The following is an 11,988-nucleotide window of genomic DNA, read 5'->3' as shown; positions in this document are numbered from 1 at the left end:
GGGCCCCCCGCGCCGCCCCCCCCCCACGATACGTAGGTCAGTCCTGGCCCGGCTCGTCCACTGCCCCCACCAACGCGGGCGAGACGTAGCGCGACCACGACAGACAGCCGTCGGGCGGGCAGTACTCGGGGCGGCGCGGGTCATGGCCGAGCTCACGGAGCTTGGTGCGTACGGAATCCGGCGTACGGCCGAAGCGGGCGGCTATCCGGGCGATGGTCTCGGAGCCATGGAACCGGCGGAGCAGCTCCTCCTCGTGCTGCGGCACCCAGGGCGCGCCGTGGCCCGGGAACAGCTCGCGCAGCACATCACGGTCGGGGATGGGCTCGGCGACGTCGGCGACGAGGGCGAGGGCGCGCAGCGCGCGGTTGAGTGCGATCCGCAGCGACGGGACATCGGCCATGGGCAGCCGCAGACTGCCCTCGGCGAGGACGGTTTCGGGGTTGGTCTCGCTCCATCCGGAGAGGGACAGGGTCACATGGGTGTCGTCGTCGCTGGCGAGCTCGATCCGGAAGATCTTCTCGCCAAGCGGCAGTTCGTTGATGTGGCGGAACGACATGAATTCAGCCCCCAATGGTCCAACTCGGCTTGGACTGGTTCTTATTCTCCCAGGGGGGTCTGACAATGACGCTCCGTCAGCCCTTGTCGAGATATTCCTCGCGCTCGGCGTCGAGCAGGCTCTCAAGCGCGCTGCGCAGATCCGGGTGCCCGGTCAGCTCGGGATCGGCGGCGACCAGCGCGGTGGCCTCCTCGCGGGCGGCGGTGATCACGTCCTCGTCATCGATCACGGCCAGCATCCGCAGCGACGAGCGCGTGCCGGACTGCGCCTGGCCCAGCACATCGCCCTCCCGGCGCTGCTCCAGGTCGATCCGCGACAGCTCGAAACCGTCCAAGGTCGCCGCCACCGAGGCGAGCCGGGCCCGGGCCTGGCTCGCCTCGGGCATCTCGCTGACGAGCAGGCACAGGCCCGGCGCGGGGCCACGGCCGACCCGGCCGCGCAGCTGGTGCAGCTGCGACACGCCGAACCGGTCCGCGTCCATGATCACCATCGCGGTGGCGTTCGGGACATTGACCCCGACCTCGATCACCGTGGTCGCCACCAGGACGTCCACCTCCCCCGCGCCGAAGCGGCGCATCACATCGTCCTTCGCCTCCGGCGGCATACGGCCGTGCAACACTTCGACGCGCAGGCCGGCCAGCGGCCCCTTCACCAGCTGCTCGGCGATGTCCACGACCGCGAGCGGCGGCCGGCGCTCCGCGTCATCCCCCTCGTCTGCCACGTCTTCCTCCCGCTTCTTCTTTTTCGGGTCCGGCTCCTCGTCGCCGATCCGCGGGCAGACCACATACGCCTGGTGGCCGCCCTCCACCTCCTCGCGCACCCGCTCCCATGCTCTGGACAGGAAGTGCGGCTTGTCCTTCGCCGGGACGACATGCGTGGCGATCGGCGAGCGCCCGGCAGGCAGCTGGTCCAGCACAGAGGTCTCCAGGTCGCCGAAGACCGTCATCGCGACCGTGCGCGGGATCGGCGTCGCCGTCATCACCAGCAGATGCGGCGGCTGCTTGCCCTTGCCCCGCAGTGCGTCCCGCTGTTCCACCCCGAAGCGGTGCTGCTCGTCGACGACGACCAGGCCCAGATCATGGAACCGCACCTTGTCCTCGATCAGCGCATGCGTGCCCACCACGATCCCGGCCTCCCCGGTGACCATGTCGAGCAGCGCCTGACGGCGGGCGGCCGTGCCCATCGACCCCGTGAGCAGCACGACCTTCGTGCCGTGTTCGGCGCCGCCCAGCATCCCGCCCTGGGCCAGCTCGCCCATCATCTCCGTGATCGACCGGTGGTGCTGCTGTGCGAGCACCTCGGTCGGCGCCAGCATCGCCGCCTGGCCGCCCGCGTCGACGACGCCGAGCATCGCCCGCAGGGCGACCATCGTGTTATGCGTCACTGTGAAGTGATCGGTCACATAAGCATGACTCGGGTGGGCCACGCTGATGCACTGGACCGGTTTACGCCCCACGTACTCCACCGCGCGGATACCGCGCCGATAGGTGTTGTACTTCGGTCGATCGCGCAGCCTGACAGCCTTACGTGCCAGCTTAAAGGGCACGTATTCGCCTGGCAGGGCTACGGACACGTTGTAGGCCGCCTTCTTGGGCAACACCCGCGCCCTGCCGCCGAGGGAGCGCACGAGCCAAGCCACGTCCTCTGCCAGCGGGCGCGACGCCGAGCAGAAGGAAATGCTCATGCCATTCGCGTCGACTGTCCCGTCGGTGTCCATCAGTCCCTGCACGAGCGCCAATCGGTCCTTGATGGTCGCGTTCAAGTACATCGTTGGGATGAACTTCCCGTGGGACCCGGCACCCCACAGATCAAGTTCCCGCAGCGCCCGGATGACGGGATTTGTGCGTTTCCCCCCACGAGGCCCGGTCATCCGGATCGTGTAGTCACATCGCGATCCAGGGACCGGAACGATGTCCAGGCCTGGCGGCAGAACGTTCCGCGCCGATTCAACGATCTCCTCATCGGCACTGGACAGACGCAGATTGTGCCTGAATGAACCGTCACCCAGGAGAAGTCCGAACAAGTACGGCTCAATTGGCAGATCGACACCGTCTTCGAGATCAACTGGCGCGGCTGGAGGGATGTACCACTTCGGCGAGCCATTCGCCTTGAACGTGTCCATCCGGATCTCGCGCGTTGTCATTACCTTCGGTGCGTCGCCGCGATGCCACGCGCAACTCGTGGCCACGATCCACAGGTGATCGTCGTCGCACTCCACGGAGGTGCCGTCCGACTGGACAATGCGCCACACATCGCGCTCGCCCTGAGGGAAGACGCCGTCCACGGTCGCCAGCTCGCCCGTGGGAACAACAACTTCGTCGCCGACGGCGATGTCGCCCATACGCCGGAAACCCTGTGGCGTAAGGACCAGGGAATCGAGAGGCTGCGCCTTGCCCGAGCCCACCTCGCCCTGCAGCAGGCGGTGCATCGGATGCTCCGTCGCCAGGTCGCCGAAGATCTCCGCCGACACCTTGAGCTGGCCCTCGGTGAGCGTGAACGGCAGCCTGCCGTCGAAGTCCGCCAGCAGCCCCTCCGGGCTTGGTACGCGAGGCACGGCGGGCAGCGCGGAGTCCGCGGCGCGGCGGCGGGCCAGCGCGACCTGCAGGACGTACGCCTCGTCCCACTTCAGCCGGTCCCGGGCGGCGGCGAGGTCGGCCTTGGTGCGCGGCCGGTGGACCTTCTCCAGTGCCTCGGGAAGGGGAGCGAGCCCGCGGGCCTCGCGCAGCCCGGCGGGCAGCGGCTCGCCGACCCCGACCCAGCTGGTGGCGTTCAGCGAGTCGAGAGCCATCTCCACGCACTGGGCGATCGTCCAGGACGTCACCTGCTTGCACGCCGGATAGAGCGGGATCAGCCGGTTCGCGAACGCGTCGACGGCGTCCGCGCCGTCCTCCGCGTCCAGCAGCTTGTACTCGGGGTGCGCCAGCTGCAGCTTGTGGTTGAACACCCCCACCTTGCCGGCGAACATTCCTCGCCGCCCCGGGATCAGCTGGTTGATGTGGTGGTTCGCGGGCCCGCGCCCGAAGAACACCAGCGTCAGCGAGCCGCTTCCGTCGGTGACGACGGCCTCGACGCGGACGCCGCCGCTCCTGGCCGTGAGCTTGGTCGCCTTCGCGACCTGGGCCACGACGGTCACGTGCTCGTCCAACGGCAGGTCGGCCAGTCGGGTCAGCTCACCGCGTTCCGCGTACCGGCGCGGATAGTGGTGCAGCAGGTCGCCGACCGTGTGCAGGTCAAGGTGGTCGGCGAGCGCTTTCGCGGTGCGGTCGCCGACCACCTTGCGGAGGTTCTCATCCAAGGCAGCAGACATCGCCGTCCATCTTTGCGCACGGCACTGACATGCGGTCCTATTCGACGCCTATGAGGAGGGGGCAGGTCTGTTGGCCGCCGTCGTAGACGACGGTGTCAACCGCGAGGTGGCTGTCGCGGACGTGGGTCTCCAGGCGGTCGGCGAGGTCGGGCGGGGCGCCGGCGCCCAGCACGAGGGTGGCCATTTCGCCGCCGGCGGCGAGCATGCGGTCGAGGACGATGGTGCCGGTCTCGACGAGGTTGCCGCCGATGACGGCGACGTCGCCGTCGATGAGGCCGAGGACGTCGCCGGCCTGGCAGACGCCGGCCATGGTCCAGGACTGGTGCTCAGCCACCACGACCTCGGCGTAACGGGTGGCGCCGGCGGCCGACGTCATGGCGACGACGTCCTCGTCGAAGCGGCGGGAGGGCTCGTGGACGGCGAGGGCGGCGATGCCCTGGACGGCGGAGCGGGTGGGGATGAGGGCCACCCGGACGCCCTCGGCGCGGGCCTGGTCGGCGGCGTCGGCGACCGCGCGGCGGAGCTCGGCGTCGTTGGGGAGGAGGACGACCTCGCGGGCGTGGGCGCGGCGGATGGCCTCGGCGATCTCGGCGGCGGCGGGCGGGTCGCCGGGGCGGACGGTGACGACGGTGGCGCCGGCCTGGGCGCAGAGGGCGGCGAGCCCGTCGCCGCGTACGACGGCGACAACGGCGCGCAGGACGCGTTCGGCCGGGCCGCCGGAGGCAGACGCACGGGCCTGGTCGCCGAAGTGCGTGACCTTGATCCGGTAGGGGCGGCCGGCCTCGACGCCGGCCTCGATGGCGGCGCCGACGTCGTCGACATGGATGTGTACGTTCCACAGACCGTCGCCGCCGACGACGACCAGTGAGTCGCCCAGGCCGTCCAGCCGGGCCCGCAGTGCGGTGACGGCGGAGTCCGCCGCCTCCAGGAGGTAGATCACCTCGTAGCCGGGGCCGCCGGGCACGACGTGCGGGTCGGTGCCGTCGCGGCCGGGCCCGCAGCCGTACGGGACCGGCGGCGCCGTACGGCCGGGGTCGGTGAGCCGGACCGGGGGCACGACTCCGGCGAGGGCGTCGGCGAGGGCGCCGAGGACGGCCACCAGGCCGCGCCCTCCGGCGTCCACGACTCCGGCGTCGCCGAGGACGTCGAGCTGGCCCGGCGTCGCCGCGAGCGCCTTGCGGGCGGCTTCGTAGGCGGACCGGGCGACCGCGGCCGCCTCGCCGCCCGCGGCCGCGTCGGCCGCCGCCCGGGCGACGGTGAGCATGGTGCCCTCCACGGGATGCGCCACCGCCTGGTACGCGGACTCGCAGGCCCGCCGGAACGCCCGGCGCAATTGCCGCGCTTCGTCGGGGCCGGGCGTGTCGGCGAGGATCTCGCTCATGCCGCGCAGCAGCTGCGCCAGGATTGTGCCGGAGTTGCCGCGAGCTCCTATGAGCGCGCCGTGGGCCATCGCCCGCAGGGCCTGCGTTCTGTCGCCGTGAGCGTCGAGGACCGCGTCGACGGACTCGGCGGCGGACTCGACGGTCAGATAGAGGTTGGTGCCGGTGTCCCCGTCCGCGACGGGGTAGACGTTGATCGCGTCGATCTCCTCGCGGGCCCGGCCGAGTGCCTGCAGGGCCAGCCGGCACCAGGCGCGTACCGCGTCGGCGTCCAGCGTTTGCGGCAACTGGGGTTCCTCCTCGGACCGGCGACGATGCGGGAAGGCTATCCCTGGAAGCTCAGCGGTCGGAGGGCGAGCCCGGCCACCCGGCTGGTTTCGTCGATCGGGAGTGGTCGTTGTATGCTTCCCCGGTCGCACGGCACGGAGCCGTGCGCATCTGCTGCCTGAGCCTTAAGGCACGAACCGGTCCGCCGGGGTCACGGTCAGGGTGTGCTGGCAGCGGAGTCGTCGTACTACCGATGGTACGGCGTGGGTACATGTCATCGTGCCCGTACCGGAGGCTCAACCCTCCGGTGGATGCGGTCCATACGTCACGGCCAGTGGCGGGCAGGGGCTGTGATCCAGAAGGTGACCGTAAGAGCATCTGAAGTCTTTGGAGTGACCCGTGGCTGCCAACTGCGACGTATGCGGCAAGGGGCCGGGCTTCGGCAACAGCATTTCGCACTCGCACCGCCGTACCCCCCGTCGTTGGAACCCCAACATCCAGACGGTGCGTGCGACGGTCGGTCGGACGCCGAAGCGCCTCAATGTCTGCACCTCGTGCATCAAGGCCGGCAAGGTCTCGCGCTGACGCGTACGTCGTAGCGCAGCCCTTGCGGCTACTGCTCCTGGCCGCCGGACGGGCGGACAGGTTAAACGCCTGTGAAGCAGGAACCCTTCGGGGGCGTCATTCGAAGCCGGTCCATCTCGCCGTGGGCCGGTTTTGTTTTTCCTCACCGCCACCGCCACGCGTGGTCCACGGGCCCGATTCCGCCGCCCAGCGGGAAACCCGACGCTATAGCGCCGGTTACGTACTCCTTGGCCGCGCCGACCGCCTCGGGGACGTCCAGCCCCATGGCCAGGTGCGAGGCGATGGCACTCGCCAGAGTGCAACCCGTGCCGTGGGTGTGGCGGTTGTCATGGCGGGCGGCGCGGAACCAGTGCTCCGCCGATCCGTCGGTGAGCAGGTCCACGGCGTCGCCCGCCAAGTGACCGCCTTTGATGAGCGCCCAGCGCGGGCCGTGGGTGAGCAGCGCGTCCGCGGCCTCGCGCATCCCGGCCTCGCTGTCCACCACGACGCCGGTGAGCTGGGTGACCTCGTTGAGGTTGGGGGTGGCCACGGTGGCGAGCGGGAGCAGGCTCGCACAAACGGTCTCGACGGCTTCGGCGGCGAGCAGGGGGTCGCCGTGTTTGGAGACACCAACGGGGTCGACGACGACGGGGGCACTGATTCCCGCCAGCAGTTGGGCGACGGTCTCCACCAGTTCGGCGGAGGACAGCATGCCGGTCTTGACCGCCTGTACGCCGATGTCGTCGACGACGCTGCGGAACTGGGCCCGTACCGTCTCTGCGGGCAGATCCCAGGCGCCCTGGACGCCGAGTGAGTTCTGCGCGGTGACGGCGGTGACGACGCTCATGCCGTGCACTCCGAGCGCGAGCATCGTCTTGAGGTCGGCCTGGATGCCCGCGCCGCCGCCGGAGTCGGAACCGGCGATGGTGAGGGCCCGGGGCGGGGCAGGTGGGGCGGTCATACTGGAAATCTAGTCCTGGCCGCCGAAGTGGTCCCAGCCGCCTGCCTTGTCCCAGGGGGCGCCGTCCACGGTGACCTGGGGTGTGCCGGCCGGCTTGAGGACCTCGCCGATGATCCGCCAGCGGGCCGGGAGCTTCGCGTCGGGCGGGAAGGCGGCGACGATGGCGTGGTCCTCGCCACCGGTGAGCACCCAGTGCAGCGGGTCGACGCCGACCGCCTGGCCGATGTCGGCCATCTGGACCGGGACGTCGATGTCGGCGGACTTGAGGTCGATTCGGACGCCGCTGGCGGTCGCGATGTGTCCGAGGTCGGCGACGAGTCCGTCACTGACGTCGGTCATCGCGGTGGCGCCGAGGTCGGCGGCGGCAGGACCGGCATGGTAGGGCGGTTCCGGTCGGCGGTGGGCCTCGACGAAGGCGCGCGGGGAGCGGAACCCCCGGGAGAGCACCGCGAATCCGGCCGCGGACCAGCCGAGCCAGCCGGTGACGGCGATGATGTCGCCGGGCCGGGCGCCGGACCGGGTTACGGGTTCGCGGTTGCGGAGATCCCCCAGCGCGGTGATGGAGACCATGATCGTGTCGCCGCGCACCACGTCCCCGCCGGCCACCGCCGCCCCGGCCACCTGGCACTCGTCGCGGATGCCGTCCATGAGCTCGACCGGCCAGGTCACCGGCAGGTCCGCCGGGACGACCAGGGCGAGCAGCACGGCGGTGGGGACCGCGCCCATCGCGGCGATGTCCGCGAGGTTCTGCGCGGCGGCCTTGCGGCCGACGTCGTAGGCGGTGGACCAGTCGCGGCGGAAGTGCCGTCCCTCGATCAGCGCGTCGACAGTGGCCACCACCCGGCGGTCCGGCGCGGCGACCACAGCGGCGTCGTCGCCTGGTCCGAGCCGCACGGCGGGGTTGGAGGTGAGCCGGGAGGTCAACTCCCTGATGAGCCCGAACTCCCCCAACTCGCCCACGGTCCCCTTCATCGCTTCGTCCCCTTCGCTGCGTTCACCTAGTTTTTCCCGTCATGTGCGTGGTCGGTGCCGCGCGGGTCTCCCCGTGGCGTGCGGCGACGCGGTAACGTTGCGGTCCCTCCCACATGATCCTCGTAGCCGCCCTGGAGGTTCCGTGGTACAGGCGTACATTCTGATCCAGACCGAGGTCGGCAAGGCCTCGGCAGTAGCGGAGGTGGTCTCCAAGATCTCCGGTGTCATCCAGGCCGAAGATGTCACGGGCCCGTACGACGTGATCGTCCGCGCCCAGGCAGACACGGTCGACGACCTCGGCCGCATGGTGGTCGCGAAAGTGCAGCGGGTGGAGGGGATCACCCGCACCCTGACCTGCCCGGTCGTCCATCTGTAGCCCCCGTCTAGGCTGGACCGGTGATACATCGCCGCCGGTCCCTGTTGGTTTCCGTGTCCGCCGCCGCATGCCTTTTCGCGGTGGCGGTCTACGCGTTCGCCTCCGGCGGCGGTGACGGTCCCGTCAAGATCCCCGCGCCGTCCCCTGCCGCGAAGGCGGCCACGCTCTGCCGGTCGCTGCACAAGGCCCTTCCCGGCACCGTCGACGGGCTGTCCCGGCGCACCGTCGAGCCGGACTCCGCCCTCACCGCCGGGTGGGGGGATCCTACGGTGGCGCTGCGCTGCGGAGTACCCCGGCCCGACGTACTGACGCCCGGCAATGCCAAGTACGATCCGACGGCGAACGCCGCGGAGGTCAACGGGGTGAGCTGGCTGGTGCAGCAGCTGACCGACGGGTACCGCTTCACGACGACCGACCGCGACGCGTTTGTCGAGGTGACGGTGCCCGGGAAGTACGCGCCCGAGGTCAATCCGCTCACCGACCTGGCGGCCGCCGTGAAGAAGACGGACCCGACCGGTCTCTAGGGCCTGTCCGGTCGCTGCAGCCGATCTGCCCCTGGCGCGGCGTGGCCGTGGAGGAAGGAACGGTGTCCGGCGCCTGCGATTCGCATGGAGGGGGCGGAGGCGGGGGCACCGCGACGCCACGGAGATCGACCGGACAGGCCCTAGGGCCTGTCCTGGGATGATCGCGCGTCAGCGCAATCCTGTGGAGCGGCGGAGCGCGGCCTGGATCAGCCGGTCGACGAGTTCCGGGTAGCTGACGCCGCTCTCCTGCCACATGCGCGGGTACATGGAGATCGGGGTGAAGCCGGGCATCGTGTTGATCTCGTTGATCACGAATTCGCCGTTGTCCAGCAGGAAGAAGTCCGCGCGGACCAAGCCCTCGCAGGACGCGGCGTCGAACGCCGCCATGGCGAGCCGCTGGACCTCGGCGGTCTCGGCCTCGGTGAGCGGTGCCGGGACGATGCCCTCGGCGGAGTCGATGTACTTGGCCTCGAAGTCGTAGAAGGCATGCGCGGTGACCGGCGGGATCTCGGCGGGGACGCTGGCGCGCGGGCCGTCCTCGAATTCCAGTACGCCGCACTCGATCTCACGGCCGCGCAGCAGCGACTCCACGATGATCTTGGGGTCGTGGCGCCGCGCCTCCTCGATCGCCTCGTCCAGGCCGCCGAGGTCGTCGACCTTGCTGATGCCCATCGAGGAGCCGGCCCGGGCCGGCTTCACGAAGAGCGGCCAGCCGTGGTCGCCCGCGAAGTCGATGATCTTCCTGCGGGCGGAAGAAGGATCCTGCTCCCACTCGCGGGGCCGGATCACCACATAGGGGCCGACGGGGAGTCCGAAGGAGGTGAAGACCCGCTTCATGTACTCCTTGTCCATGCCGACGGCGGACGCGAGCACGCCGGCGCCGACATAGGGCACGCCGGAAAGCTCCAGCAGGCCCTGCAGGGTGCCGTCCTCGCCGTACGGGCCGTGCAGCAGCGGGAAGACGACATCGACCTCGCCGAGCACCTTGGGCACCGAACCCGGTTCGGTGTAGGCAACCTCGCGGCTGGCGGGGTCGACCGGGAGGACAACGGTGCCCTCGTGATCGCTGACCTGCTCCACGCTGGGCATCCGGCGGTCGGTGATGGCCATCCGCTCGGGGTCGTCGGCGGTCAGCGCCCAGCGTCCGTCGGCGGTGATGCCGATGGGCAGCACGTCGTACTTGGTCCGGTCGATGGCGCGCAGGAGGCTCGCCGCGGTCACCACGGACACCCCGTGTTCGGAACTGCGGCCGCCGAAGACGACAGCGACTCGCGGCTTGGGGCCCTTGGGGCCCTCGGGGCTCTGGGAAGAAGGCACAGTGCTCATGTCGCGTTGACCTTACCGTTCGGACTTCGCAGAACGTGACATCAGGTCCTTGACGGCCACGGCGGGCTGTTTGCCGTTGTGCACGATGTCCACGACCGTGTCTGTGATCGGCATGTCGACCCCGTAGCGGCGGGCCAGATCGGCCACCGACTCGCAGGACTTGACGCCCTCGGCGGTCTGCCTGGTGACGGCGATGGTCTGCTCCAGGGTCATGCCGCGGCCGAGGTTCGTACCGAAGGTGTGGTTGCGCGACAGCGGCGACGAACAGGTGGCAACGAGGTCGCCGAGGCCCGCAAGGCCGGAGAAGGTGAGCGGGTCGGCGCCCATGGCGACGCCGAGCCGGGTGGTCTCGGCGAGGCCGCGGGTGATCAGCAAGGCCTTGGTGTTGTCGCCGAGGCCCATGCCGTCGGCGATGCCGACGGCGAGCCCGATCACATTCTTGACCGCGCCGCCGAGCTCGCAGCCGATCACATCGGTGTTGGTGTACGGGCGGAAGTACCCGGTGTGGCAGGTGGCCTGCAGCCTACGGGCCACCGCTTCGTCATGGCAGGCGACAACCGAGGCGGCGGGCTGGCGGGCCGCTATCTCCTTGGCGAGGTTGGGTCCGGAGAGAACCGCGATCCGGTCCGGGCCGGCCTTGGCGACCTCCTCGATGACCTCGCTCATCCGCTTGGCCGTGCCGAGTTCGATCCCCTTCATCAGGCTGACCAGCACAGAGTCCGGGGGCAGCAACGGCGCCCACTGCGCAAGGTTGCCGCGCAGCGTCTGGGACGGTACGGAGAGGAACACGAACTCGGCGTCACGGGCGGCCGCCGCCGGGTCGGTGGTGGCCCGTACGGTGTCGGGGAGTTCGACGCCGGGGAAGTAGTCCGGGTTGGTACGGCCGGTGTTGATCGCGTCCACCACATCAGGGCGACGGCCCCACATGGTCACCTGGGCGCCGGCGTCGGCGAGCACCATCGCGAAGGCGGTGCCCCAGGAGCCGGTTCCGTAGACCGCGCAACGAGTTGTCACTTGAGGCCCTTCTTCGCCCTGCGGAGGTCGTAACGCTCGGTGGGCGCGGGCTCGCCGCGCAATTCGGCGAGGTGCTCGGTCACCGCGTCCATGATGACGTCGGTGGCTTCGCGCAGCACTTCGGCGGTGGGTTCGAGACCGTAGAAGGCGGAGAGGTCCACCGGAGGTCCGGCGAGCACCCTGAGGGTCTTGCGGGGGAAGAGATGCAGCTTCTCGTACGGCGGCATCGCCTCATGGGCGCCCCACTGCGCGACCGGGATCACCGGTGCCTTGCTGAGCAGCGCGAGCCGGGCGACGCCGGTCTTGCCGGTCATCGGCCACAGGTCCGGGTCACGGGTGAGGGTGCCCTCGGGGTAGAAGACGACGCACTCGCCGGAGTTGAGGGCGTCGACCGCGGCGCGGAAGGCGTTGGCGGCGTCGCTGGACTCCCGGTACACGGGGATCTGGCCGGTGCCGCGCAGCATCATGCCGATGAACGGGATCTTGAAGAGGCCGGCCTTGGCGAGAAGACGCGGGACGCGTCCGGTGTTGTACTGGAAATGCCCGTACGACAAGGGGTCGAGGTGGGAGTTGTGGTTCACCGCGGTGATGAATCCGCCGTCGGCAGGAATGTTCTCCATTCCGCGCCAGTCCCGCTTGAAGAACACAAGGAGCGGCGGTTTCGCGATGACGGCCGCCAGGCGGTACCAGAAGCCGATTCTGCGGCGGGACACCAGGACATCCTCCTCGTAGCTGTGGCGCG

The 11,988-nt window shown here is 70.1% G+C and carries 11 protein-coding genes; 3 read left to right on the top strand and 8 right to left on the bottom strand.

The features are described from left to right. Window positions 1-37: 37 nt before the first annotated feature. The 3 genes from FCI23_RS10195 to FCI23_RS10185 form a co-directional block, all read right to left on the bottom strand. Window positions 38-556, bottom strand: coding sequence for a hypothetical protein (locus FCI23_RS10195; protein WP_136723156.1), 519 nt, complete (start codon window positions 554-556; stop codon window positions 38-40). 76 nt (window positions 557-632) lie between these two features. Next, window positions 633-3,863: a helicase-related protein gene (locus FCI23_RS10190; RefSeq protein WP_136723155.1), complete on the bottom strand. Its 3,231-nt coding sequence runs from the start codon at window positions 3,861-3,863 to the stop codon at window positions 633-635. A 37-nt stretch (window positions 3,864-3,900) separates the two neighbouring features. Then, window positions 3,901-5,529 (bottom strand): DAK2 domain-containing protein, encoded by a 1,629-nt coding sequence (locus FCI23_RS10185; RefSeq protein ID WP_136723154.1) that lies wholly within the window; start codon window positions 5,527-5,529, stop codon window positions 3,901-3,903. A 379-nt stretch (window positions 5,530-5,908) separates the two neighbouring features. Here FCI23_RS10185 and rpmB point away from each other — a divergent pair, with 379 nt between their 5' ends. Further along, on the top strand, window positions 5,909-6,094 hold the full coding sequence (gene rpmB / locus FCI23_RS10180; protein WP_082598345.1) for a 50S ribosomal protein L28: 186 nt from the start codon (window positions 5,909-5,911) through the stop codon (window positions 6,092-6,094). Between the two features lie 142 nt (window positions 6,095-6,236). Here the strand turns inward: rpmB and thiD are convergent, their stop codons facing one another. Both thiD and FCI23_RS10170 read right to left on the bottom strand, forming a co-directional pair. Then, a complete protein-coding gene (gene thiD / locus FCI23_RS10175) occupies window positions 6,237-7,034 on the bottom strand; it encodes a bifunctional hydroxymethylpyrimidine kinase/phosphomethylpyrimidine kinase (protein ID WP_136723153.1) in 798 nt (265 codons plus the stop codon). Window positions 7,035-7,043: 9 nt separating this feature from the next. Continuing rightward, entirely contained in the window at window positions 7,044-8,006 is a 963-nt protein-coding gene (locus tag FCI23_RS10170; protein ID WP_136723152.1) for a thiamine-phosphate kinase, read from the bottom strand. Window positions 8,007-8,148: 142 nt separating this feature from the next. Between FCI23_RS10170 and FCI23_RS10165 the strand changes: the two genes are divergently transcribed. Continuing rightward, complete coding sequence (locus FCI23_RS10165) at window positions 8,149-8,382, top strand: Lrp/AsnC ligand binding domain-containing protein (protein WP_136723151.1); 234 nt, start codon at window positions 8,149-8,151, stop codon at window positions 8,380-8,382. A 53-nt stretch (window positions 8,383-8,435) separates the two neighbouring features. Further along, on the top strand, window positions 8,436-8,906 hold the full coding sequence (locus FCI23_RS10160; RefSeq protein ID WP_136723150.1) for a DUF3515 domain-containing protein: 471 nt from the start codon (window positions 8,436-8,438) through the stop codon (window positions 8,904-8,906). A gap of 168 nt (window positions 8,907-9,074) precedes the next feature. Here FCI23_RS10160 and FCI23_RS10155 read toward each other — a convergent pair whose 3' ends face one another. Genes FCI23_RS10155 through FCI23_RS10145 form a run of 3 tightly spaced genes read right to left on the bottom strand, consistent with a single transcriptional unit; the run spans window position 9,075 to window position 11,959 of the window. Further along, window positions 9,075-10,232 carry a D-alanine--D-alanine ligase family protein gene (locus tag FCI23_RS10155; protein ID WP_136723149.1) on the bottom strand — a complete coding sequence of 386 codons (1,158 nt, stop codon included), beginning with the start codon at window positions 10,230-10,232 and terminating at the stop codon, window positions 9,075-9,077. 12 nt (window positions 10,233-10,244) lie between these two features. After that, the gene (locus FCI23_RS10150; RefSeq protein ID WP_136723148.1) at window positions 10,245-11,246 is read right to left on the bottom strand and encodes an NAD(P)H-dependent glycerol-3-phosphate dehydrogenase; all 1,002 of its coding nucleotides are present in this window, start codon (window positions 11,244-11,246) and stop codon (window positions 10,245-10,247) included. Beyond that, window positions 11,243-11,959 carry a lysophospholipid acyltransferase family protein gene (locus FCI23_RS10145; protein WP_136723278.1) on the bottom strand — a complete coding sequence of 239 codons (717 nt, stop codon included), beginning with the start codon at window positions 11,957-11,959 and terminating at the stop codon, window positions 11,243-11,245. Before FCI23_RS10145 ends, FCI23_RS10150 begins: the two co-directional genes overlap by 4 nt. Window positions 11,960-11,988: the final 29 nt, after the last annotated feature.

Source organism: Actinacidiphila oryziradicis, from assembly GCF_005047355.1.
GTDB classification, from domain to species: domain Bacteria; phylum Actinomycetota; class Actinomycetes; order Streptomycetales; family Streptomycetaceae; genus Actinacidiphila; species Actinacidiphila oryziradicis.
The sequence above is the reverse complement of the archived record's forward strand: the minus strand, read 5'-3'. Positions and strand labels throughout refer to the sequence as shown.

Bases quoted from the DNA above. Each gene is read 5' to 3' on its own strand.
- FCI23_RS10190 (WP_136723155.1), bottom strand. From the start codon at position 3,863: ATGTCTGCTGCCTTGGATGAGAACCTCCGCAAGGTGGTCGGCGACCGC.
- FCI23_RS10155 (WP_136723149.1), bottom strand. From the start codon at position 10,232: ATGAGCACTGTGCCTTCTTCCCAGAGCCCCGAGGGCCCCAAGGGCCCC.
- FCI23_RS10170 (WP_136723152.1), bottom strand. From the start codon at position 8,006: ATGAAGGGGACCGTGGGCGAGTTGGGGGAGTTCGGGCTCATCAGGGAG.
- thiD (WP_136723153.1), bottom strand. From the start codon at position 7,034: ATGACCGCCCCACCTGCCCCGCCCCGGGCCCTCACCATCGCCGGTTCC.
- FCI23_RS10195 (WP_136723156.1), bottom strand. From the start codon at position 556: ATGTCGTTCCGCCACATCAACGAACTGCCGCTTGGCGAGAAGATCTTC.